Source organism: Micromonospora sp. MW-13, from assembly GCF_003434305.1.
Lineage (GTDB): Bacteria > Actinomycetota > Actinomycetes > Mycobacteriales > Micromonosporaceae > Micromonospora.
In genome coordinates this window covers 276,950-299,119 of sequence record NZ_QKKX01000009.1, presented here as the reverse complement: position 1 = coordinate 299,119, position 22,170 = coordinate 276,950, and the positions used below count along the sequence as shown (strand labels likewise).

General features: G+C 75.9%; 20 protein-coding genes and 2 pseudogenes. 8 read left to right on the top strand and 14 right to left on the bottom strand.

Annotation, left to right across the window (positions count from 1 at the left end; genetic code table 11):
* Positions 1-46: 46 nt before the first annotated feature.
* Positions 47-820 (bottom strand): enoyl-CoA hydratase-related protein, encoded by a 774-nt coding sequence (locus C5N14_RS05500; RefSeq protein WP_117666097.1) that lies wholly within the window; start codon positions 818-820, stop codon positions 47-49.
* Between the two features lie 97 nt (positions 821-917).
* Here C5N14_RS05500 and C5N14_RS05495 point away from each other — a divergent pair, with 97 nt between their 5' ends.
* Complete coding sequence (locus C5N14_RS05495) at positions 918-1,469, top strand: DUF6232 family protein (RefSeq protein WP_117666095.1); 552 nt, start codon at positions 918-920, stop codon at positions 1,467-1,469.
* A 326-nt stretch (positions 1,470-1,795) separates the two neighbouring features.
* A complete protein-coding gene (locus tag C5N14_RS05490) occupies positions 1,796-2,278 on the top strand; it encodes a DUF6232 family protein (protein WP_117666093.1) in 483 nt (160 codons plus the stop codon).
* A gap of 76 nt (positions 2,279-2,354) precedes the next feature.
* On the opposite strand, the gene C5N14_RS05485 is transcribed toward C5N14_RS05490, so the two are convergent.
* Both C5N14_RS05485 and C5N14_RS05480 read right to left on the bottom strand, forming a co-directional pair.
* Positions 2,355-3,254, bottom strand: coding sequence for a ribokinase (locus C5N14_RS05485; protein ID WP_117666090.1), 900 nt, complete (start codon positions 3,252-3,254; stop codon positions 2,355-2,357).
* Positions 3,255-3,273: 19 nt separating this feature from the next.
* Positions 3,274-4,116 carry an ABC transporter ATP-binding protein gene (locus tag C5N14_RS05480; protein ID WP_117666088.1) on the bottom strand — a complete coding sequence of 281 codons (843 nt, stop codon included), beginning with the start codon at positions 4,114-4,116 and terminating at the stop codon, positions 3,274-3,276.
* A gap of 131 nt (positions 4,117-4,247) precedes the next feature.
* On the opposite strand from C5N14_RS05480, the gene C5N14_RS05475 reads away from it, so the two are divergent.
* Together C5N14_RS05475 and C5N14_RS05470 are read left to right on the top strand one after the other, a co-directional pair.
* Positions 4,248-5,273 carry an ABC transporter ATP-binding protein gene (locus C5N14_RS05475; RefSeq protein ID WP_117666086.1) on the top strand — a complete coding sequence of 342 codons (1,026 nt, stop codon included), beginning with the start codon at positions 4,248-4,250 and terminating at the stop codon, positions 5,271-5,273.
* Positions 5,270-6,277 (top strand): ABC transporter permease, encoded by a 1,008-nt coding sequence (locus C5N14_RS05470; protein WP_117666084.1) that lies wholly within the window; start codon positions 5,270-5,272, stop codon positions 6,275-6,277. The genes C5N14_RS05475 and C5N14_RS05470 overlap by 4 nt, the downstream gene beginning before the upstream one ends.
* A 77-nt stretch (positions 6,278-6,354) precedes the next feature.
* Here C5N14_RS05470 and C5N14_RS05465 read toward each other — a convergent pair whose 3' ends face one another.
* Positions 6,355-7,524: an ROK family transcriptional regulator gene (locus C5N14_RS05465; RefSeq protein ID WP_117666082.1), complete on the bottom strand. Its 1,170-nt coding sequence runs from the start codon at positions 7,522-7,524 to the stop codon at positions 6,355-6,357.
* Positions 7,525-7,701: 177 nt separating this feature from the next.
* Here C5N14_RS05465 and C5N14_RS05460 point away from each other — a divergent pair, with 177 nt between their 5' ends.
* Entirely contained in the window at positions 7,702-9,153 is a 1,452-nt protein-coding gene (locus C5N14_RS05460) for a glycoside hydrolase family 3 N-terminal domain-containing protein (RefSeq protein ID WP_117666080.1), read from the top strand.
* A gap of 365 nt (positions 9,154-9,518) precedes the next feature.
* Here C5N14_RS05460 and C5N14_RS05455 read toward each other — a convergent pair whose 3' ends face one another.
* The 5 genes and pseudogenes from C5N14_RS05455 to C5N14_RS05435 all read right to left on the bottom strand — a co-directional run.
* Positions 9,519-10,181 carry a GNAT family N-acetyltransferase gene (locus tag C5N14_RS05455; RefSeq protein ID WP_117666078.1) on the bottom strand — a complete coding sequence of 221 codons (663 nt, stop codon included), beginning with the start codon at positions 10,179-10,181 and terminating at the stop codon, positions 9,519-9,521.
* Positions 10,182-10,499: 318 nt separating this feature from the next.
* A complete protein-coding gene (locus tag C5N14_RS05450) occupies positions 10,500-11,036 on the bottom strand; it encodes a DUF4396 domain-containing protein (RefSeq protein WP_117666076.1) in 537 nt (178 codons plus the stop codon).
* A 93-nt stretch (positions 11,037-11,129) separates the two neighbouring features.
* Positions 11,130-11,882: a methyltransferase domain-containing protein gene (locus tag C5N14_RS05445; RefSeq protein ID WP_165878036.1), complete on the bottom strand. Its 753-nt coding sequence runs from the start codon at positions 11,880-11,882 to the stop codon at positions 11,130-11,132.
* Between the two features lie 206 nt (positions 11,883-12,088).
* Positions 12,089-12,736, bottom strand: a pseudogene (locus tag C5N14_RS05440) (DUF2064 domain-containing protein); the annotation flags it as partial.
* A 65-nt stretch (positions 12,737-12,801) separates the two neighbouring features.
* Positions 12,802-13,467, bottom strand: a pseudogene (locus C5N14_RS05435) (glycosyltransferase family 2 protein); the annotation flags it as partial.
* A gap of 147 nt (positions 13,468-13,614) precedes the next feature.
* Here C5N14_RS05435 and C5N14_RS05430 point away from each other — a divergent pair.
* Positions 13,615-15,036, top strand: coding sequence for a hypothetical protein (locus C5N14_RS05430; RefSeq protein WP_117666070.1), 1,422 nt, complete (start codon positions 13,615-13,617; stop codon positions 15,034-15,036).
* Here the strand turns inward: C5N14_RS05430 and C5N14_RS05425 are convergent.
* A complete protein-coding gene (locus C5N14_RS05425; RefSeq protein ID WP_117666068.1) occupies positions 15,008-16,087 on the bottom strand; it encodes an NAD(P)-dependent oxidoreductase in 1,080 nt (359 codons plus the stop codon). The two genes, C5N14_RS05430 and C5N14_RS05425, sit on opposite strands and share 29 nt — an antisense overlap.
* 281 nt (positions 16,088-16,368) lie before the next feature.
* On the opposite strand from C5N14_RS05425, the gene C5N14_RS05420 reads away from it, so the two are divergent.
* Complete coding sequence (locus C5N14_RS05420) at positions 16,369-16,566, top strand: DNA repair protein (RefSeq protein ID WP_117666919.1); 198 nt, start codon at positions 16,369-16,371, stop codon at positions 16,564-16,566.
* Positions 16,567-16,583: 17 nt separating this feature from the next.
* Here C5N14_RS05420 and orn read toward each other — a convergent pair whose 3' ends face one another.
* Entirely contained in the window at positions 16,584-17,180 is a 597-nt protein-coding gene (orn, locus tag C5N14_RS05415; RefSeq protein ID WP_117666066.1) for an oligoribonuclease, read from the bottom strand.
* Between the two features lie 67 nt (positions 17,181-17,247).
* On the opposite strand from orn, the gene C5N14_RS05410 reads away from it, so the two are divergent.
* A complete protein-coding gene (locus C5N14_RS05410) occupies positions 17,248-18,537 on the top strand; it encodes a glycosyltransferase family 87 protein (RefSeq protein WP_117666064.1) in 1,290 nt (429 codons plus the stop codon).
* Positions 18,538-18,649: 112 nt separating this feature from the next.
* Here C5N14_RS05410 and C5N14_RS05405 read toward each other — a convergent pair whose 3' ends face one another.
* The 3 genes from C5N14_RS05405 to C5N14_RS05395 form a co-directional block, all read right to left on the bottom strand.
* Positions 18,650-19,249, bottom strand: coding sequence for a hypothetical protein (locus C5N14_RS05405; RefSeq protein ID WP_117666062.1), 600 nt, complete (start codon positions 19,247-19,249; stop codon positions 18,650-18,652).
* Positions 19,250-19,402: 153 nt separating this feature from the next.
* The gene (locus C5N14_RS05400) at positions 19,403-20,143 is read right to left on the bottom strand and encodes a YcnI family protein (RefSeq protein WP_117666060.1); all 741 of its coding nucleotides are present in this window, start codon (positions 20,141-20,143) and stop codon (positions 19,403-19,405) included.
* Positions 20,144-20,158: 15 nt separating this feature from the next.
* Entirely contained in the window at positions 20,159-21,826 is a 1,668-nt protein-coding gene (locus C5N14_RS05395) for a copper resistance CopC/CopD family protein (RefSeq protein ID WP_117666058.1), read from the bottom strand.
* Between the last annotated feature and the right edge of the window lie 344 nt (positions 21,827-22,170).

The window sequence follows — 22,170 nt, the reverse complement described above, 5'->3', positions numbered from 1 at the left end:
AGTCACACGCTACTGGCCGGTAGACGGAATGTGAACCGCCCTCGGGTCAGCGGCCGGTGAAGTCCGGCTTGCGCTTCGCCACGAACGCGGCCATCCCCTCGCTACGGTCGTCGGTGGCGAACAGCGCCGCGAAGAGCTGACTCTCCCAGGCCAGGCCGGAGGTGAGGTCCATGTCCAGGCCGCCGTCGACCGCGAGCTTCGCCGCGCGCAGCGCCTGCACCGGCCCGGTCAGGTACGGCTTCACCAGCTCGACGGCGGCGGTGTACACCTCGGCGGCCGGGACCACCCGGTCGGCCAGGCCGATCCGCAGCGCCTCCTGGGCGTCCACCATCCGGCCCGACATGATCAGGTCCTTGGCCCGCGCCGGCCCGACGAGCCGGGCGAGCCGCTGGGTGCCGCCCGCGCCGGGGATGATGCCGAGCTTGATCTCCGGCTGGCCGAGCTTGGCGTCCTCGGCCACCACCCGCCAGTCGCAGGCCAGGGCCAGCTCGCAGCCACCGCCGAGGGCGTACCCGGTGATCGCGGCGACCACCGGCTTGGGGATCCGGGCGAACTCGCCGAGCGCGCTGGACAGGCCCGCGGCCCGCTCCGCCATGTCCACGTAGGACATGTCGGCCATCTCCTTGATGTCCGCGCCGGCGGCGAAGACCTTCTCCCCGCCGTACACGATGACGGCGCGGACCCCGGGGTCGCCGGCGGCCTCGGCCGCGGCGGCGCGCAACTCCTCCTGGACCTGCTTGTTCAGCGCGTTCATCGGCGGCCGGTCCAGCCGGATGGTGCCGATGCCGTCCCTGGTCTCCAGCCGCACGAACTCGCTCACGCTGCCCTCACTTCCTCGTCGAAGTCGCGTGCCAACCTTACGGCCCGGATCGTTGGGCCACGTAGTCTGGTGTCCGCCCCACCACCGGGAGTCCGCCATGGTCACGTACTTCGACGACAGGTCGGTGCAGGTCACCTCCGCCGCGGTCCGGGTGGACGGCCGGTCGTACCCGCTGGCCGAGATCAGCATGGTCTGGCACCTGCGGGGCAGCCGGTCCTGGCGGGTGCTCGCCGGCCGGGGCGCGATCGGCGCCGCGCTCGCTGGGCCGCTCGTCGCCGCCGCACTGGGGGTGGCGCTGGCGCTGTGGCTGCACCGCTCGCTGACCGTGACGATCGCCATCGTGGGGGCATCGGTGCTGGTCGGGCTCGCCGTCGGGCCGGTCGCCGACTTTCTCTTCGAGCACCTGGACCGCTCGTACGCCCGGGGCAGCCGGCAGCTCGAGCTGTGGGTCCGGTGGGGGGACCACCCGGTGCTGCTGCTGAGCACCCGCGACGCGCTGCGCTTCGGGCAGATCTACCGGGCCGTACAGCGGGCGGTGGAGGCCGGGCCGGCCCCGGCCCACCCGGCCCAGAAGCCGACCGGCCCGCCGGGCAACTCTCCGTCGGGCAACTCTTCGTCGGGCACCCCCACGAGACGCCGGCCCGGCTGACCGCCTCCTGCGCGAGCACCGGCCCCGCCCGGGCCGACCTGGCCGACGGCCCCGCCCGGGCCGACCTGGCCGCAGGTCTCCGGGTCCTCCGCAGCCCCACCGGGGCCCGGCGGCCGGCCCCATTCCCGTCGCTGTGGAGCTGATGTCGCCGATGGATCGGAGCTAGCTGGACGCCCCACACCGAGCGGACGACCCCGAGCCGGCGAATCCAGGCCCGTGATGTCGCAGACGATTCAACTCCAAAGGGGATGCCGACCAACCGTCCACCTTCGGAGACATCGAGGCCGCAGCGGGCGGAGAAGCCCGGCGGCCGGTTAGCCTTAGTGATGACCCTCTATTACCGGGACGACGCGGTGCAGGTGACCTCCGAGTCGATCCGGGCGGGCGGCCACTCCATCCCGATCGCCGACGTCACGTACGTCTGGCACGCGCGCGGGCGGACCACGCTCGCCGTGCGGGGCCGGGTCGTCGGCCGGGGCGTGCTGGTGCTGCTGCTGTCGCTGCCGCCGCTGGTGGCACTGGTCTGCGTGGTCTCGCTCGCCTGGTCGGCGCAGGACCGGGGCAACTGGACACTGGCCCTGATCATCCTCGCCGGCTGCGCGGTAGGGGCGCTGGCGCTGACCCCGTTCCTGGAGGTGCCGCTCGGCTGGCTGGACCGGTCCTACGAGCGGGGCAACCGGGTGCACGAGCTGTGGGTGCAGCACCACGGCCAGGAGGTGATGCTGCTGCGCACGCCCGACGCGCTGCGGTTCGGGCAGATCTACCGCGCCGTGCAGCGCGCCGTCGAGCAGCAGGGGGAGCACCGGTGACCGGAGGTCGAGGCGCCGGAATCCCCGGCCTGGGCATGCTCCGCCGCCGGGGCGAGAAGCTGACCGACGACGCCGCTCAGGACGGTGGGGCGTAGAGCTGGTCGATCTCGGTTCGCCGGGGCAGCGCCACGGACGCGCCCAGCCGCCGCGCGCAGGCCGCGCCGGCCGCCGCCGCCCAGCGCACCGCGGCCAGCAGGTCCCGCCCCTCGCCCCAGGCCACCGCGAGCGCGGCGGTGAACGCGTCCCCGGCGGCGGTCGAGTCGACCACGTCGACCCGCACCGCCGGCACGTACACGGCCTCTGCGTCCCGCTCGACGTACCAGGCGCCGTCCCCGCCGAGGGTCAGCACCGCCCGGGGCACGAGCGCCAGCAGCGCGCCCGGGTCGTCCCGGCCGTGCCCGGTCAGCGCCAGCGCCTCGTTCTCGTTGACCACGAGCAGGTCGACGGCGGCGAGCAGTTCGTCCGGCACCCGCCGGGCCGGCGCCGCGTTGAGGATCACCCGGGTGCCGGCGGCGCGGGCGGCCAGCGCCGCCTCGGTCACCGTCGCGACCGGGATCTCCAGTTGGGCGACCAGCACGTCCGCCGCGCGCACGGCGGCCAGCTCGCCCTCGGTGAGACCGGTGAACGCGGTGTTCGCCCCCGGGGTGACCAGGATCGCGTTCTCGCCGTCGGCGCTGACCATGACCAGGGCTACGCCGGACGCCCCGTACACGACCCGGAGCTGACCGGTGTCGACGCCGGCCGCGGTGATCCGGGCCTTGAGGGTGACCCCGAACGCGTCGGAGCCGATCGCGCCGAGGAACGCGCAGGACGCGCCGGCCCGCACGGCGGCGACGGCCTGGTTGGCGCCCTTGCCGCCCGGGACCATCACGAAGTCGCTGCCGAGCAGCGTCTCACCGGGACGCGGCAGGGCCGGCGCGGTGGCGACCAGGTCCATGTTGGCGCTGCCCACCACGACCACCCGGGTCTGCTGCACGCTCGACACTCCTCGCGGCTCAGGCGGCGCGGGCCGTCCAGCGGTCGCCGACCCGGTCGACCGTCAGGGGCAGGCCGAAGGTCTTGGAGAGGTTGTCGGCGGTCAGGGTGTCGGTGAGTAGCCCCTGGGCCACCACGCCGCCCTCGCGCAGCAACAGGGCGTGGGTGAAGCCCGGCGGGATCTCCTCCACGTGGTGGGTGACCAGGACCAGGGCCGGAGCGTCCGGGTCGTACGCCAGCTCGGCCAGCCGGGCCACCAGGTCCTCACGCCCGCCCAGGTCGAGCCCGGCGGCGGGCTCGTCCAGCAGCAGCAGCTCGGGATCGGTCATCAGCGCCCGGGCGATCTGCACCCGCTTGCGCTCCCCCTCCGACAGGGTGCCGTACGCCCGGTCGGCGAGGTGGCCGATGCCGAACTGGCCGAGCAGGGCGTGGGCCCGGGACTCGTCGGTGCGGTCGTAGCTCTCCCGCCAGCGCCCGACCACCGACCAGGCGGCGGTGACCACCACGTCGGCGACCCGCTCCTCGGCGGGCACCCGCTCGGCGAGGGCCGCGGTGGACAGGCCGATCCGCGTCCGCAGCTCGTTGACGTCGGTCCGGCCGATCCGCTCGCCGAGCACGTGCGCCGTGCCGGTGGTCGGGTGCAGCCGACCGGCGGCCAGGCTCAGCAGCGTCGTCTTGCCGGCCCCGTTGGGGCCCAGCACGACCCAGCGCTCGTCCAGCTCGACCCGCCAGTCCACGTCGCGCAGCAGCGCGGTGCCGGACCGGCGTACGCCCACACCGTCCAGGCTGACCACCAGATCCGCGTCCACAGGGGCGGTGGCGGGGGCGACGCCGACGGCGCCGGGGATCAGGTCACCAGTCACCTGCCCATCCAACCACGCACCGCCACGCCGCCCCCCACGGGCAGCGGCCACGCCATAGGGTGGGGCGCCGTGGCGTTGGTCACCGCACGGGGGAGGACGCAGATGCCGTACCGCTGTCGGGAGCGCCTCGGGTGAGCGCCGTCATCGAGATCGAGGGGCTGCGCAAGACGTTCCGCGGCCCGTACCGCAGCCGCCAGGTCGCCGTCGACGGCTTCGACCTGCTGGTGGGGCGGGGTGAGATCCACGGCTTCCTGGGGCCGAACGGTTCGGGCAAGACCACCACGCTGCGCGCCCTGCTCGGGCTGGTCCGGGCCGACGCGGGCCGGATGCGGCTGTTCGGCGAGGACGTGCCGCGCCGGTCGGCGGCGGTGGCCGGGCGGGTCGGCGCGATCGTGGAGACGCCGCAGTTCTTCGGCAACTTCACCGGGCACCGCACGCTGCGGCTGCTCGCCCTGGCCGGCGGGGTGCCGACCCGACGGGTGGACGAGGTGCTGGAGCAGGTGGGGCTGCGCGGTCGGGGCCAGGACGAGGTCAAGGGCTACTCGCTGGGCATGCGGCAGCGGCTGGCGGTGGCCTCGGCCCTGCTCAAGGAGCCGGAGCTGCTGATCCTGGACGAGCCGGCGAACGGGCTGGACCCGGGGGGCATCCGGGAGATGCGGGACCTGATGCGGGACCTGGCCGACGCCGGGGTGACCGTGCTGCTGTCCAGCCACATCCTCGGCGAGATCCAGCTGATCTGCGACCACGTGACGATCATCTCCCGGGGGCGGCAGGTGGCCGCGGGCCCGGTGGAGGGCGTGCTGGCCGGCCACGACCAGCACGAGTGGCGGGTCGGGGTGCCCGAGCAGGGGCGGGCGGCGGAGCTGCTGCGCCGGGCCGGGCTGCCGGTGGACGAGCACCCCGGACACCTCGTCGTCGGTGGGGTGCCGGACGCCGGCGAGATCAGTCGGCTGCTCGGCGAGCAGGGGCTGTGGGTCCGCGAGCTGATGCCGCTGCGGCCCGACCTGGAGAGCGTCTTCCTGGAGCTGACCGGCGACGGGATGGAGCGTCCCGAGCTGCCCGGACCGGCCTACGAGCCGGCGCCCGCCGGTCCCGGCGAGGGCCGGCTCATCGACCTCGACGTGACCGTCGACGACGCCAGGGGGGCGAGGGCGTGAACCTGGTACGGGCCGAGCTGGAGCGACTGGCCGTGCGCCGCTTCGTCCAGCTCATGCTGGCGCTGCTGGTGCTGGCGTTCGCGGTGACCGCGGTGACCACCCTGGTCGGCTCGCACCGGCCGTCGCCGACCGAGGTCGCCGAGGCCCAGCAGGCGGCGGCCCAGGAGCGGCAGGCCCTGGAGGCCACGTACCAGCGGTGCCTGGCGGCCGTGCGGGGCACCCTGCCGCCGGAGGAGGCGGACAGCTTCCCGGACGACTGCACGGCGTTCGACTCTGCCCAGCGGGACCGGCTGCCGGTGGCCGCCGACCACCTCCAGGGGGTGTTCAACTTCGCCAACCAGGCCCGCCCGCTGCTGTACTTCCTGATCCTCTTCCTGGTGCTGTTCGGATTCCTGGTCGGCGCCTCGTACATCGGGGCGGACCTGTCCACCGGCGGGGTGGTCAACCTGCTGATCTGGCGGCCCCGGCGGATCGCCGTGTTCGGCGCGAAGCTGGGCACGCTGCTCGGCGCGCTGACGGTGGTGTCGGTGCTGGCGTCGGCGGCGTACCTGGGCGCGTTCTGGCTGGTGGGGCAGACCGCCGGGATGCCCGGCGTGACCGACGGGGACTTCTGGCCGTCGCTGGGGCTGCTCTGGGCGCGCGGGGTGGTGCTGGTGCTGTTCGCCGCGACGGCCGGCTTCGCCATCGCCACCCTCGGCCGGCGGACGGCGGCGGCGCTCGGCGCGGTGACCGCGTACGCGGTGGTGTGGGAACTCGGCCTGCGGGTGGTCATGGAGGTGGTGAACATCCCGCGGGGCGAGGACTGGATGCTCTCCACCTACCTCGACGCCTGGCTGACCGGCGAGGCCCGGCTCGCCGACGCCACCACGTGCCAGGGCGTGTCCGGCTACTGCGACGGCAGCTACCAGCTCGGCTGGGGGCTCGGGCTGGCGGTCCTGCTGGCGCTGACCGGCGGGCTGACGGTGGCCGCGTTCGCCGCGTTCCGCCGCCGCGACCTGATCTGACCCGCGCCCGGGGTGCGGCAACTTGTTGCAGCGCCCCGGGCAATGGTGAAGAATTCCTCCGCGTGACGGACGCGCGGTCAGCCCACGGTGCTGCCGAACACCTCGTCCCGCACGGCGTCGAGGGCGGTGCGCAGCGCGCCGTTCAGGATCGGCTCCTCGGTCAGCCCGGTCGGCACCACCCGGGGACGGACCAGGGTTATCGCGGCCACCTCGCGCTGCACCCGCTCGGCCAGCGCCGTGCCCCCGGCCTGCCCGACCTCCCCCGCCAGCACCACCAGCGGCGGGTCGAGCACCACGCAGGTGCTCGCCACGCCCAGCGCCAGCCGACGGGCCAGCTCGTCGAGCACCGGGGCGGCGTCGGCCTCGACCGCCGCGCGTACCGCGCCGGCGGCGTCGTCGGCGACGAAGCCGTGCTCCCCGGCCACCGCCAGCACCGCGTCGGCACCGGCGAGCTGCTGGAAGGCCGGCTTGGCCCGCCGGGACACGTCGCGCGGGATCGGCGCCCCGGGCACCGGCAGGTAGCCGATCTCGCCGGCCGCGCCGCTGCTGCCGTGGTGCAGCCGGCCGCCCAGCATGATCGCCAGGCCGACGCCCGCGCCCACCCAGACCAGCACGAAGTCGCTCAGCTCTCGGGCCGCGCCGGACTGCGCCTCGGCCACGGCGGCCAGGTTGACGTCGTTCTCGAAGACCACCGGGGTGTCCAGGTCCTCGCGCAGCGCGGCGAGCAGGCCCCGGTGCCAGCGCGGCAGGTTGAACGCGAAGGTGATGTCACCGGTGCCCGGATCGACCAGACCGGGGGTGCCCAGCACCACCCGGCGCACGCTGGACAGTTCGGCCCCGGCGCTGCTCGCGGCCTGGACGACGGCCTTGTGCACCACGCCAACCGGGTCGTCGGTGTCCCCGGTGGACTGCTCCACCCGACCGCTCACCGCGCCGGTGATGTCCGCGCAGGCCGCGACCACCCGCTCCGCGCCCACCTCCACCCCCACCACGTACGCGCTGCCGGGCCGGACGGCGTAGAGCTGGGCGTTCGGGCCCCGCCCGCCGGCCTGCTCGCCGACCCGGGTGACCAGCCCGCGTCCCTCCAGCCGCTCGACCAGCTGGGACGCGGTGACCTTGGACAGCCCGGTCAGCTCGCCGATCCGGGCCCGGGTCAGCGGCCCGCGTTCGAGGAGCAGCTCCAGCGCCGCACGATCGTTGAGCGCCCGTAACAGGCGGGGGGTGCCGGGCAGCCGAGTCGCACTCATGCCACGTCCTCTAGTTTTCCGTAAACTTTGCTAACCACTAACCGACCTGCAGACGGGTGCCCGTAGCGTAACGGCCGCCCGGAAACGGGGTGGTCGGACGACCCGGCAGCCGCCAGGGTCCCGCCGGCGGCCCCGCGCGACGTTCGTGCCCTCGGGGCACCGGAAGGGGACAATCTCGTGGGGACCGATCCAGGACTGCGCCGACTCGCGCTGGGCACCCTGCTCGCCGCGTACCCGGGGCCGGTACCGCCGGGCTGGGCAGTCGACCTGGTCGGCGAGGGGCTGGCCGGGCACACCCTGTTCGGCACGAACGTGCACGACACCGCCCAGGTCGCGGCGAGCACGGCAGCGCTGCGCGCGGCCCGGCCCGACGTGCTGGTCGCCATCGACGAGGAGGGTGGCGACGTCACCCGGCTGGCCCACGCCACCGGCAGCCCGTACCCGGGCAACGCCGCGCTCGGCGCGGTCGACGACCCGGCGCTGACCGAGCTGGTGTACGCGGCCATCGGGGCCGAGCTGGCCGCGCTCGGGATCACCGTCGACCTGGCGCCGACCGTGGACGTGAACACCGCCGACGAGAACCCGGTGATCGGCACCCGCTCGTTCGGCGCCGACCCGGCCCGGGTGGCCGTGCACTCGGCCGCCGCCGTCGCCGGCCTCCAGTCGACCGGCGTCGCCGCCTGCGCCAAGCACTTCCCCGGCCACGGCGCGACGATCGCCGACTCCCATCACGAGCTGCCGACCGTGGACGTGCCGTCGGCCGTCCTCCGCGAGCGGGACCTGCCGCCGTTCGCCGCGGTCGTCGAGGCCGGGGTGCGGTCGATCATGACGGCGCACATCCGGGTACCCGCGCTGACCGGGGACGACCCGGCCACCTTCAGCCGGGCGGTCCTGGTCGACCTGCTGCGCCGTGAGTACGGCTTCACCGGGACCGTGATCACCGACGCGCTGGAGATGAAGGGCGCGGCGCTCGCCGCCGGGGGCATCGGCCCGGCCGCGGTCCGTGCGCTCGCCGCCGGGGCGGACCTGCTCTGCATCGGTTTCAGAGTCGACGCCGAACTGGTCGAACGGGTGGTCGCCGAGATCGTCGACGCGCTCGGTGACGGCCGGCTGGACCGGGCCCGGGTCGAGGATGCCGCCGGTCGGGCCGCGGCGCTCGCCGCCTGGACCCGGGCCGCCAGCGCGCCGACCCCCACCCCTGCCGACCTGGGGTACGCCGCCGCGCGGCGCGCCGTCCGCGTCGAGGGCGATGTCACCGGGCTGGACCGGCCGCTGGTGGTGCAGTTGCACGCGGCGTCCACGATCGCCGAGGGGCGGGTGCCGTGGGGGCTCGGCCCGCACCTGGCCGGGCTGGAGGAGCTGCGGGTGGTGGCCGCCGAGACCGACCCGGCGTCCCTGCGCGGGCTCGCCGGGGCCCGGCCCATCGTGCTGGTGGGCCGGCACCTGCACCGGCTCCCCGGGGGCGCCGGCCTGGTCGACGCGCTGGCCGCCACGCACCCGGTGACCGTGGTCGAGATGGGCTGGCCGGGCCGGTGGCGGCCGGCCGGCGCCCGGGCGTTCGTCACCACGTACGGGGCCAGCCACGCCAACGGGCGGGCTGCGGCCGAGGCGCTCGGCCTGGCCGGCTGACCGGCCGGGGCACCGACGACCCGCACGCAGTGTCACCAACACCGGAGAACCGCCCGGATCGCTGCGCCGCAGGTCAAGTCCGCTAGACGACACCGTCGACCCGCCGTTCACCTATTGCCCGACCCATGCTCGATACGTAGCGTCATGGGCGGGACGGCGGCCGTCGAAGCCACCGGTCGTCCCACGGAAGGACCTGGGGGAAGGCTGCGGACCGTGGATCCGGCCCGGGATCCACGGTCCGCGCCCTGCCGGTGCGCCCCGCGCGCCGTCAGCGCCGGTCCGGAGCGCCGAGCCCGGCCGATCCAGGGCCGGGGCCGGGCCGAACCCACGGCCAGGGCGGGCCAATGCCCGGCCCGGTCAACGGTTCACGGCGGGTAGACCCCGAACGACCGCCAGCCCCGGTCCGGGAAACCGGCGGCCTGCGCGACCCGCGCCGACGCGACGTTCGCCGGGTCGTGCCGGTACGTCGGCACCGCGCCCTCGTCGAGCACCCGCCGGGCGGCCCGGGCGACCAGCCTGCGGGCCAGTCCCCGCCCCCGGGCGGCAGGCACGGTGCCGACCGCCAACTCGTGGCCGTGCGCGTCGTGCCGCTTGATCGCCGCGCCGGCCAGATACCGCCCGTCGGCGTCCCGCACCACGAGCACGTCACGATCGAACAGCCGCAACCAGCGGGGCAGGCCCGGCTCGGTCGGTGCGATCCACTCCCCCACGTCGGGCAGCGGTGCGGGGGCCAGGGTCCACCGGAACACGTCCTCGTGGCACACCCACCCTGGGTGGTCCACGGTGGCCGGCAGGCCGGCGAACAGCCGCCGCTGCGACCCTGCGGACAGCGCCCGGACCGCCGGGACGTGCCGGGGCGCCACCGAGAGCACCGTGCCGTGGCCGTCGCCGACCGCGATCGCCGGGCGAAGCCGGCCGTCCCAGGCGGGCAGCGCACGCCGGTACGAGCGGACCACGTGCAGCCCGGGACCGGCCGGCCACTGCCCGAGCCAGGCCACCAGGTGCAGGTACAGCCGCCGGTCGAGCACCGGTCACCCCCTCCGCGCCGCCGGCCCGCACCCCGCGCCGGCCCAACAAGATCACCGTACGCCGCCCCGGCCCCACCCGTCCCCGCCCGACCTGTTGATCAAGAGGTTTACGTCAACGGGGAACGTCTCCGTGACGCAAACTCCTTGATCACCGGAGCCGGGAGGGGCCGGAGGGTGCGGGGCGCGGCTGCCTGGCGCCGATCCACCCACGACATCAGCTCCAAAGGAGCCGGGTGGCGGGCGGCGGGTGGCGGGCGGCGGGGCGGCGGGGCGGCGGGCGATGGTCGGAGTGGTCGGCCGGCGTTCGGTCGGCGGGGGTCAGTGGCCGGAGGGGTCGACGCCTGCGTGGTCGACAGGTGTCCGGGAATCGCGGCCGTGGTGGTCGGGGCCGTGGTGGTCGTGGTCGGGGCCGTGGTGGTAGTGGTGCACGGCCGCGTGGCCGCGTCCCCGGGCGATCAGCGCCCGGTTGACCGGGACGGTGACCAGGAAGGCCACGGCCAGCGCCCCGACCAGGCTGGCCCAGAACAGCCAACTGGTCAGGCCGGCCTCCATGGCGCCGGGGACGGCCAGCACCACGCCGTTGTCGACCACCTCCATGACCAGGATGCTCACCGTGTCGGCGGCCAGCGCCACCCCGGCCGCCTGGCGCAGCGGCACACCCGAGCGCAGCACCGGCCGGATGGTCAGCGAGTACCCGAAGAGGAAGGCCAGGACCACGGCGAGCAGGACGGTCGGCAGGGTCGACCAGCCCAGGGCGGTGCCGATGACCATGCCGAGCACCTCGCCGATGGCGCAGCCGGTGAGGCAGTGCAGGGTGGCCGCGACGGCAAGCCGGGTGAGATTCGCGTTCTCCATGCCGGCGACCGCATACCCCCTAGGGGTATATGCCAAGCGATGTCCGTCACTATTCAGCATCAGCGGAGCGCCGGTCGGTCAGCCCACGGCCGGTCACGGCCGGACCAGTTCGACGAACCAGCGGCCGTCGGCCGGCAGCACGGCCGCGACCGTCAGCCCGGCGGCCACTGCCAGCGGCCGGGCCAGCTCCACCCCGGCCCGCGCCCAGCGGAAGGGTGGCCCAACCGCCCTGGCATCATCGGACAGGCCGGAACCGGCCGGCGGGCCAGTGCCACCGGATGGCCTGGACCCACCGGACGGGCTGGAACCACCGGACGGGCTGGAACCACCGGACGGGCCGAAGGTGAGCCGGGCCCCGCCGCGCCACAGCCCGGAACCCGGCGGGCCGAACTCGACCAGGGCGCTGCCCCCCGGACGGACCAGCCCGGCGCAGCGGCGCAGCAGGCGGACCGGGTCGCCGCCGATGCCCAGGTTGCCGTCGACCAGCAGCGCGTGCGCCCAGCGGCCCTCGCCGGGCAGCGGACCGAAGAGGTCACGGCGCAGCGCGACCGCGCCCCGGGCCCGGGCGAGCCGGACCGCCGCCGCCGAGACGTCCACACCGAGGGCGACCAGGCCGCGTGCGGTCAGCGCCGCCGCGAGCCGGCCCGGTCCGCAGCCGAGGTCGATGGTGGGGCCGACGCAGTGCTCCACCACCGCCGCCAGCGCCGGCTCCGGCCGCCCGTGCCAGCGGCGCACCGGAAGCGGCACCCGGGCGCCGTCGTCCGTCACCAGACACCACCCGTCGGTCTCCGGCGGCTCGGCCAGCGCCTCCTCGAACCCGCCGAACAGCACGGCCGGCCCGGTCACCGGGCACCTCCCGCCCGGAGTCGCCGCCGGGAGGAAGGCGCGGCGGGACCAGGTTCGCCGGCGGACCCCACCCCACCGGGCTCGGCGGCGTCGGGCACCCCTCGCGCGTCGCCGCCCCCGAGAGCCGGCGACGGACCGGGAACTGGTGACAGGTCGGCGACCGGGGGCAGACCGGCGACCCGGGGCAGGCCGGCGGCGATCCGCCGGACGGCGCGGGCGAACCGGCTCTCGGCGGCCTCCCGGGCGACGGCCAGCGCGGTCGCCCAGTCGTCCACGTCGGAGCGGGTGGGCAACAGGGCGACCCGCAGTCCCCGCCCGACCAGGGCCGCCCGGGTCAGCCGTCCGGTGTCCGGCGTCGACATCGGCACGCCGCGTAGGGCCGCCGCCGCCTCGGGGTCGCGCAGGCCCAGCGCCCACCAGCCGCCGTCGGCGGCGGGCCCGAGCAGGGCGTCCGGGGCGTCCGCCCCGACCAGCCGGGACGCTGCCGCGGCCAACAGGTCCGGGCCGAGCTGCGGGGTGTCCATGCCGATCTGGAGGACCGGGCGGCCGGGGAACGCCGCCCCGGCGTCGGCGTGCGCGTGGGCGAGGCGCTCGTCGAGTCCGACGCCGCGCTGCGGCAGCAGGTGCCAGCCAGCCAGCGCGGCCCGGATCTGCGGCGCGCGTACCGCCCCGGCCAGCCGGCCGGCGTGGGCCAGCACGGGGACGGCGTCGGGCACGGCGCGGACCGCGTCCAGGGTGTCCAGCAGCGCCGCCGCGGCCACCTCGGCCGCGCCGGCGGGATCGGCCGGCGGGCAGAGCCGGGTCTTCACCCGGCCGGGCACCGGGGCCTTTGCGAGCACCAGCAGCACGGTCACCGGGCCTCACCCCCGGGGGCCACGGCCACGGCCGGGTCGGGCTCCGGCGGGCCGCCGGTGGCCGGCCGCACCCCGGCGCGCAGCACGGCGGCCATGTCCCGCACGGCGCGGGCGGTGCCGCGTACCGAGCCGGAGACCTTGGAGCGGGTGCCGGCGGCGCGCGGGGCGTACGGCACGTCCAGCTCGACGATCCGCCAGCCGGCGGTGGCCGCGCGCAGCAGCAGCTCCAGCGGGTACCCGAAGGCCCGGTCCGCGACGCCCAGTTCCAGCAGCGCCGCCCTGCGGGTCACCCTGATCGGGCTCAGGTCGTGCACCGGTACGCCCCGGCGGCGCAGCCCGGCGGCGATCAGCGCGTTGCCGGCCCGGGCGTGCCACGGCCAGGCAGTCACCGACACCGGGCGGCGCCGGCCGGCCACCAGGTCGGCCCGGCCCCGCGTCACCGGGGCGGCGAGCCGGGGCAGCTCGGCCGGGTCGAACGAGCCGTCCGCGTCGAGGACGCAGACCAGCTCGCTCTCGGCGGCCAGCAGCCCGGTGTGCACCGCCGCCCCGTAGCCGCGCCGGGGCTCGTGCACCACCCGGGCGCCGTGCCGGGCGGCCACCTCGGGGGAGCCGTCGGTGGAGCCGTTGTCCACCACCAGGGCGCGGTAGCCGGGCGGCAGCCCGGCGAGCACGCCCGGCAGGGCCGCGGCCTCGTCCAGGCACGGCAGCACCACGTCGATCCAGGTATCCATGAATCGGACGGTAGGCCGCCGCACCCCAGCTCAGAGCCACTTTCGGGGTTACGGAACCCTTATGCTCCGGCGGATTGTTACGAGTCCCCGACGGTCCGACGGATCGGCCCGCCGACGCACCGAACGGGCCGTAGCCTCGCGCTCACCATGACCACCCACCCGCCCCGGACGACCGCCCACCGGCCGGCCGGCCCCGCCCGCCCGGCCGCCGGCCGGCGCCGCGACCTGACCGTGCTGGCGGTCGAGGCGGCGCTGCTCGGCGCGGCGGTCGTCGTCGGCGCGGTGCTCAACGCGCGCGGCGCCGGCCTGCACGCCGACGCCGCCCCGCTGTACGCCACCTGGCGACCGCACGTCGGCTGGGGCACCGGGCCGGCCCTGCTGGTCGCCGCCGTCGTCGTCCGGTACGGCCCGGGGCTGGCCCGCCGTGCCCCGTGGGCCCGGCTGCTGGCCGCCGGCTACCTCGCCACCCTGGCCTGGACGCTGAGCCTGGCGCTGGTGGACGGCTGGTCGGCCGGGCTCACCCGGCGGCTCACCGTGCAGGCGGAGTACCTGCACGAGGTGCCCGGGGTGCGGGACGTGCCGGCGATGCTGGCCGGATTCACCGGCCGGATCCTCGACTTCGGCCCCGACTCGTGGTCCACCCACACCGCCGCCCACCCGCCGGGCGCGCTGCTGATCTTCGTCGGGCTGGACCGGATCGGGCTGGGCGGGGGCGCCTGGGCGGCGCTGGCCTGCGTGCTGGCCGGGGCAACGGTCAGCGTGTCGGTGCCGGTCGCCCTGCGGGCGCTCGGCGCCGAGGCCGCCGCGCGGGCGGCGCTGCCGTTGCTGGTGCTGCTGCCCGGCGCGGTGTGGGTGGGCGCGTCGGCGGACGGGATCTTCGCCGCCGTGGTGGCGGCCGGGCTGGCGCTGCTGGCCCGCCCCGGGCGATGGGCGGCGCTGCCGGCCGGCCTGCTGCTCGGATACGCGCTGCACCTGTCGTACGGGCTGGTGCTGGCCGGGGTGCTGGCGCTGGCCGTGGTGACGCTGCGGCCGGCCGACCGGTGGCGGACGCTGGCGCTGGCCGGGGCGGGGGTCGCCGCCGTGACCGGGGCCTTCGTGGCCGCCGGCTTCTGGTGGCTGGACGGGTACCACCTGGTCGTCGAGCGCTACTACCAGGGCTGGGCCGCGGACCGCCCGTACGGCTACTGGGTGTGGGCGAACCTGGCCGCCCTGCTGCTGGCCGCCGGCCCGGTGGCCGGCCCGGCGCTGGCCCGGGCGGTGGGACCGGCCGTGGCGGACGCGCGCCGCGCCCTGGCCGCCGCCCGCGTCCGGCGCGCGGACGGACCGGCCACCGGGTCACCGGTCCGGCGCGACCCGGCGGTGTGGCTGCCGGTGGCCGCCGCCGTGGCGGTGCTCGCCGCCGACGCCTCCGGGCTGTCCAAGGCCGAGGTGGAGCGGATCTGGCTGCCGTTCGCGGTCTGGCTGCCGGTCGCCGCCGCCCGGCTGCCGGCCGTCGACCGGCGGTGGTGGCTGGCCGGGCAGGCGGCCGTCGCGCTGGCGGTCAACCACCTGCTCTGGACGGTGTCCTGACGGTCGCCGGCTCGCGCAGCTCGGCGGTGGCGAACCCGGCCACCCCCTCGGCGAAGCCGACCCGGGCCCGGTAGCCGAGCAGGTCGGCGGCCCGGGACGGGTCGGCCACCACGTGCCGCACGTCGGCGGTCCGCGCGCCGCCGACCACCTCCGGATCCGGGCCGGCCATCGCGGCAGCCAGCTCCCGGGCCAGCTCGCCGATGGTGTGCGGCTCACCGGAGCAGACGTTGACCGGGGTCAGCGGCTGCGGGGCCTCGGTGCTCAGCGCCAGCAGGTTGGCCCGGGCCACGTCGGCGACGTGCACGAAGTCGCGGCGCTGCCGGCCGTCCTCCAGCACCCGGGGGGCACGCCCGCCGGCCAGCGCCGACCGGAAGATCGAGGCCACCCCGGCGTACGGGGTGTCGCGGGGCATCCGGGGGCCGTACACGTTGTGGTAGCGCAGCGCCCACACCCTGCCGCCGGTCTGCGCCGCCCACGCCCCGGCCAGGTGTTCCTGGGCCAACTTGGTGGCCGCGTACGTGCTGCGCGGCTCCAGCGGCGCGTCCTCGGGCACCAGCCCGGGGGTGAGGGCGACGCCGCACCCGGGGCAGGTCGGGTCGTACCGGCCGGCGGCGACGTCGGCGTCGCGGCGACGGCCGGGGCGGACCACACCGTGCTGCGGGCAGTGGTAGCGCCCCTCGCCGTAGACCACCATCGAGCTGGCCAGCACCAGCCGCCGCACGCCGGCCCGGTGCAGCGCGGCGAGCAGCACGGCGGTGCCGAGGTCGTTGTGCCCGGCGTACGCGGGGGCGTCGGACGGGTCGAGGCCGTGGCCGACCATCGCGGCCTGGTGGCAGACGGCGTCCACCCCGGGCAGCAGCCGGTCCAACAGCTCCGGGTCGCGCACGTCGCCGCGCACCAGGTCGTGCCGGGCCGACCAGGGCGGCGCCGCCGCGCCGTGCGCCTCGGGCAGCAGGGCGTCCAGCGCGACCACCTGGTGCCCGTGGGCGACCAGCAGGTCGGCGACGTGTGAGCCGATGAAACCGGCCGCGCCGGTGAGCAGGATCCGCACCCCGACCAGGCTAGGCCGGCCGGGCCCCGGGCGGGCCGGGTCGGAAGAACCTCGTGACGGACCGACTCCCCGGGGCGACGACCAGGTGGCTGTGCGGGGCACCGGTTCGCCCCCGTCGGGCCCTTGGCGGATTGAGTCGCCCGGCGGGCGGGTAGACGTGCAGAGCATCCACCGACGGCTGTCGGTTCGTCGTCCGGTTGCCGATGGCGGGAACCGGACTCATCGATCGAACGTCATACCTATTTTCATACATGTACAACTTTCTCTGGGACGGTATGGTCATGCCGAATCTGCCTGATGACCGGTATCAGCAGGACACCGAGCGCCACTGGCGGGGGGCCGGAGGTGGGCGGTTCCCCACGCAGCCGGCGTACCGCGAGGTGCGCGACGCGCGCCACACGGAGCCCGCGCTGTCCTGGGCGGAGCTGAACCGGCTGCCGGCCGGCGTCTCCACCCGGCGCGGCCTCACCGCCCGCTGAGCCGACGCGGACGGGGCTCAGAGCTCGGCGGCGATGGCCTTGGCGCTGTCCACGTCGGGGCCGGGCAGCGGGACGAAGATGGTCCGCCGGTAGTACTCCAGCTCGCGGATGCTCTCCCGGATGTCGGCCAGCGCCCGGTGGGCCAGCCCCTTCTGCGGCTGCCCGAAGTACACCCGCGGGTACCAGCGCCGGCACAGCTCCTTGATGGAGGAGACGTCGATCATCCGGTAGTGCAGGTGCGCGTCCAGGCGCGGCATGTCCCGGGTGATGAAGCCCCGGTCGGTGGCGATCGAGTTGCCGCACAGCGGCGCGGTGCGCGGATCCCGGACGTGGCTGGTGACGTAGTCGAGCACCAGGTCCTCGGCCTCGGCCAGGGTCACGGCCGAGCGCCGGACCTCCTCGGTGAGACCGGACTTGCCGTGCATGGTCCGGACGATCTCCGGCATCCCCGCCAGCGCCGCCTCGTCGGCGTGGATCACCACGTCGACGCCGTCACCGAGCACGTTGAGGTCGGGGTCGGTGACGAGCGCGGCGACCTCGATCAGGGCGTCCCTGCCGAGGTCCAACCCGGTCATCTCACAGTCGATCCAGACGAGGAGATCAGCCACGGGCACAGCCTACGCGCAGCCCACGCCCACGCGCCTCGGCACTGTCGGCGGATCGGACCGTTAGGGTTTCCCCGTGCCAGCTGAACCGATCGCGCCACCCTCCGTCACCGCCGACGAGCCGGGCGGCCGCAGGGTCCGCCGGCTGGTCACGGCGCTGGCCCTGGCGGCCGTTCTCCCGGCGTTGTACCTGCCCGGGCTGGTGCACGACTTCTTCGACCTGAAGATCTACATGCGGGCGATGCACTGGTGGGCCGACGGCCACCCGCTCTACGACTACGCGCAGCCGGACCGGGTCCAGGGCGAGCTGTACTTCACCTACCCGCCGCTGAGCGCGTTGCTGCTGCGCCCGTTCGCGCTGCTGCCGTTGGGCCTCACGATCGCGGTCTTCACGATCCTGACCGCGCTCGCCGTGGTGGTGACCACCCGGTGGCTGCTCGCCCCCGTCATCGCCCGGCACGGCCTGCCCCGGACGTTCACGCTCACCGTCGCGGTGCTGCTGGTCTTCGCGGTGGAGAGCACCCGGGAGACGATCACCTTCGGACAGATCAACATGCTGCTGGTCGTGCTGATCCTGGCGGACCTGCTCTTCGCGGTGCCGCAGGGGCGGCGCTGGGCGGGGGTGGGCGTCGGGCTGGCCACCGCACTGAAGCTCTACCCCGGCATCTTCATCGTCTACCTGCTGGCGACCCGCCGCTGGCGGGACGCGGCGGTGGCGTCGGTGACCGCCGCCGGGGCGACGCTGCTCGCGGCGGCCGTGGCCCCGTCCGACTCGTGGCGGTTCTGGACCCACGAGCTGTGGGCGACCAACCGGGTCGGGCGCACCGACTACACCGGCAACCAGTCACTGTTCGGGCTGCTCAGCCGGCTCACCGCGCCGGCCGAGCCGAACCGGGCGCTGTGGCTCGCGCTGGCCCTGCTCGTCGCCGGGTACGGGCTGTGGCGGGCCGCCCGCGCCGCCTCGGCCGGGGACGCGCTCACCGGCCTGACCCTGAGCGGGCTGGTCGGCGCGCTGGTCAGCCCGATCACCTGGACCCACCACATCTACTGGTTCGTCCCGGCGGTGGTGGCGCTGGCCGACGCGGCGCTGGCCGTGGACCCGGCCACGCCCGGCGGGGCGCGACGGCGCCGGTGGCTGACCGGGCTGGCCGTGTTCACCGGCGCGGTGATCATCTACGGCGTGGTCTCGTTCCACGACTGGGGGGTGGCCCCGGTGCGTACGGACTCGCCCGGGGAGTTCCTGGTCCGCAACACGTACGTGCTGCTGAGCCTGCTGCTGCTGGCGGCCCTGCCGGTCGCCCGACGGGGCAGGCCGACCGCCACCCAGGACAAGAAATCGCACCAAATGGACAGAACTCCCAAGTAGCGCCGATACCGGCTAACCTTTCCCATACCTCGGGCATGCCCCGTGGCACCGATCCCCCGGTGCAGGCGGCCCTCCGCGTCGGCAGCGCGGAGGGCCGTTCGCCGGGCACCGGTCAGGAGGGCTGGCGGGTGCGGACCGGACCGGGCGCGGCCGGGCGGATGCGGCGGGGCTCGATGCGCACCGGCCGGGCCGTGGCCTCCGGGGTCAGCGGCGGCCAGGCCAGTGGCGCCGGCCGGGACGGCTGGCCGAGGTCGGCCAGGGTGGCCGGGCGGCGGGCCGGGGCCGGCCCCAGCGCCGGGCGGGGCCGGCCGGCGGGCGGACCCACCGCCACCAGTTGCCGTTCGGCGGGGACCGCCGGGGCCGGGGCGGGGCCGGCACCGAGCGCGTCGAGCGAGGTCACCCCGAGCCGGCCGGCGAGCACCGGCACCTGGTCGGGCTCGACCACGAAGACCACCTCGCGGGGGCGCACCGGTCGAAGCAGGAGCACGGCGGACACCACCAGCAGGCCACCCAGGACGATCAGCACCCACACGGCCACGGGGAGCCACCCGGCGGCGGGTTCCGCCCGGAGGTCCACCGCGCCGATCCGGGCGGCGAGGCCGCCGACGGGGTCGACCCGCCGGGCGGCGAGGCCGAGCGCGGCGCCGGCCAGCAGCGCCGGGATCCCGATGGTGAGCAGCAGCATGCCGACGAGCGCGCGAGCGAACCGCATCCGTGTCGTTTCCTTCCGTGGCCGGGTACCCGGACGACCATACCGAGGCAAATCGCACAATCACCCGATATCACCAGCAACGGCGTGCGGCGGCGCGGAAAACGGGACTGGCCCGCCGGTACGGACCGGCGGGCCAGCGGACGGAGGGACGGCTCAGGACCTCGCGGCCGGCCCCCGCCGGGTACGGGCGAACGCGAGGCCGCCCAGGACCAGGCCGGCCAGCCCGGCGACCAGCCCCGCCACCCCGAACGCGGTGCCCGCGCCGCCGTCGGAGTCGTCATCGTCGGCGTCCGCGCCGGCGGCTGCCACGGCCGGCGTCGACGCCCCCGCCGAGGGAGCCGCCGAGGGGGCCGCCGCGGTCAGGGTGAGCACCGGCGCGGGCTTCGCCGGCTCCTCGGCCCCGGGGGTCGGCTCCTCGATCCAGCGCACCACGTTGCCGTCCGAGTACGTCTGGAGCGCCTTGAACACCATCGTGTCGACCTGCGGCAGCGGCCCCATCGAGACCGGGAACTCCTGGAACTGGCCCGGCTTGACCGCCGCGTCGCCGGTCGCCGTCCAGGTGATCTTCGACACCGCCTCGGTGACCTCGCTGCCGTGCACCTGCACCGGCGGGTCCACCTTGCGCTTCTCCATCGTCACCGTCCAGCCCGGCACCGGCATGGTGGACACCGAACCGACCGGCGCGTTCTCCGGCAGCACCACCTCGACCTTGGTCGTCGACGCCTCGTCGCTCTCGTTCGGCACCCGGAACGCGAACCGGCCGTAGCCGCCCTGGGTCGCCTCCTTCGGGTTGACCGAGACGTGCGCGGAGGCGGGCGCGGCCACGCCGAGCACCACGGCGGCGACGCCGAGGGCGAGGACGGCCGCGGTTGCGGAACGCCGGTGACGGAGCATGGGAACTGCCTCTCTCTAGCGGATGTTCACGGTGGCACTCACCGTGGCCTGGTCGACGTCCGAGGTCCGGACGGTGAAGCGGAGCTGCCACTCCCCCGCGGCGGGCAGGTTGATCTCCCCGGTCACGTGGTTGTCGGTCAGCGGCAGCAACGGAATCTCGATCGGCTCGATCCCGGCCGACGGCAGCGCGGCGGTGGCCGTCCACTCCTCCACCGGCTGCGGGCGGTTGTCCTTCGTGTACGCGTACAGGTGCAGCGAGTTGTTGCCCCGCTCGGCCGGGTCCATCTCGACCTGGAGGGAGTAGAGCGGGCTGGACAGCGTGGTGGTGAACAGGCCGGCCTGCGTGCCGGTCACGTCGGCGCCGGCGGTGCGGGCCGGCGGCGTCTGCACCAGGGTCGCCGTCACCGCGAGCACCACCGCGGTGATCGCCAGCTCCGCCCAGACCGCCCGCCGCACCGGGGCCGGCCGCCCCGGGGCGGTGCGCCGGCGCACCAGCGCCCGGGAGTACGCGGCCACGCCGATCACCAGGGCGAACAGCACGATCTTGGCCAGCACCAGCCGCCCGTACGTGGTGTCGACCAGGGCGGCCGGGGTGGCCACCTCGATCAACGCCTGCACCGTGCCGGCGAGCAGCAGCGCCGCGACGGCCAGCGCGGCCCAGCGCGACCAGATCGGCAGGATCGCGTCCAGCTCCCGCTCGTCGGCCCGGCGCAGCAGGAACCCGCCGAGCATCACCAGCCCGCCCAGCCAGACCGCCATGCTGCCCAGGTGCACCGCGTCGACGACCACCGACACGGCCGGGGCGGGTGAGGCGGCCGGGTGCCCGGCCAGCGGCCAGGTGAGCAGCGCCGCGCCGCCGAGGACCGCCAGGATCACCGCGTCGGTGCGGCCCACCGGCCCGGCGAAGAGCGGACGGAGCAGGAACGCCGCCGCCGCGAGCAGGCCCAGCCGGACCAGGTGCGTCATCCCGTACGTGCTGCCCAGCACGTCGCCGAGGCCCGCCCCGGTCACGTCGAACAGCCCGCCCCCGGCGGTGTACGGCACCTGCAACCACAGCTCGGCGAGCGTGGCGAACGTCAGCAGGCCCGACCCCGTCCAGGCCAGCCGGGCCGGCCCCCGGCGGGAGAGCCGGCGCGGCCACAGCGCGCCGAGCACCAGCGCCGGGCCGACCAGCAGCAGCAGCCCCGCGTACCCGAGGTACTTGGCGACCTTGACCCCGCTCTCCACCACCGGGTCGGCCCGGTTGTCGGAGCCGGTGTCCGTTGGCGGCGTCGACGGCGCGCCCACCGAGTAGGTGAACGCGCCGGACACCGGGTGGCTGTCCGCCGAGATCACCCGGTAGCTGATCAGGTACGTACCCCGCCCGGCGGACGGGTCCACCGGCACGGTCACCACCCCGCCCTCGAAGGACGGCTCCCCCCGGTCGGCCCGCGCGCCGTCCGGGGCGATGATCCTGATCTTCCCGGCCACCTTGCGCACCGGCTCGCTGAACGTCAGCACCACCTCGGCCGGCCCGCTGGGCACCACGGCGGACGCGGCGGGACTGCTGCTCACCAGCACCGCGTGGGCGCTCGCGGGGGTGGCCGGGGCCAGCAGCAGGGCAACGACGGTGACCAGCAGGCCGGCGAGCGCGGCCACCCGCGCGAGCCGGCGGCGGGGAGGCCGGATATTGGCAGCAGTCATGCGGGCCATGCTCGCCGACGCGGGGGCCGATCGGCGACCCGGGCCGGCACCCACGTCGACCCTGGCCCGGCGCCCGGGGGCACCCAGCGGGAGCATCGGCCTCACCCGCGCCCCGCCGCGACGGCGACGCCCAGCGCCGCCGACGGCGCCTGCGGGTCCTCGCCGTCCAGCCGCGCCGACAGCGCCGCGCGCACGTCGTCGCAGTTCATGAGCGGGTAGTCGGGCCGGGCACCGGAAAAGTTCCCCGAGTGGGCCACGCCATGGAAGGGCCGAAGGACCCTGCCCGGCCACGCTGTGCCGCGTACCCTGGTGTGACGTGATCCCCGCACCCCGCCACCCTGCCG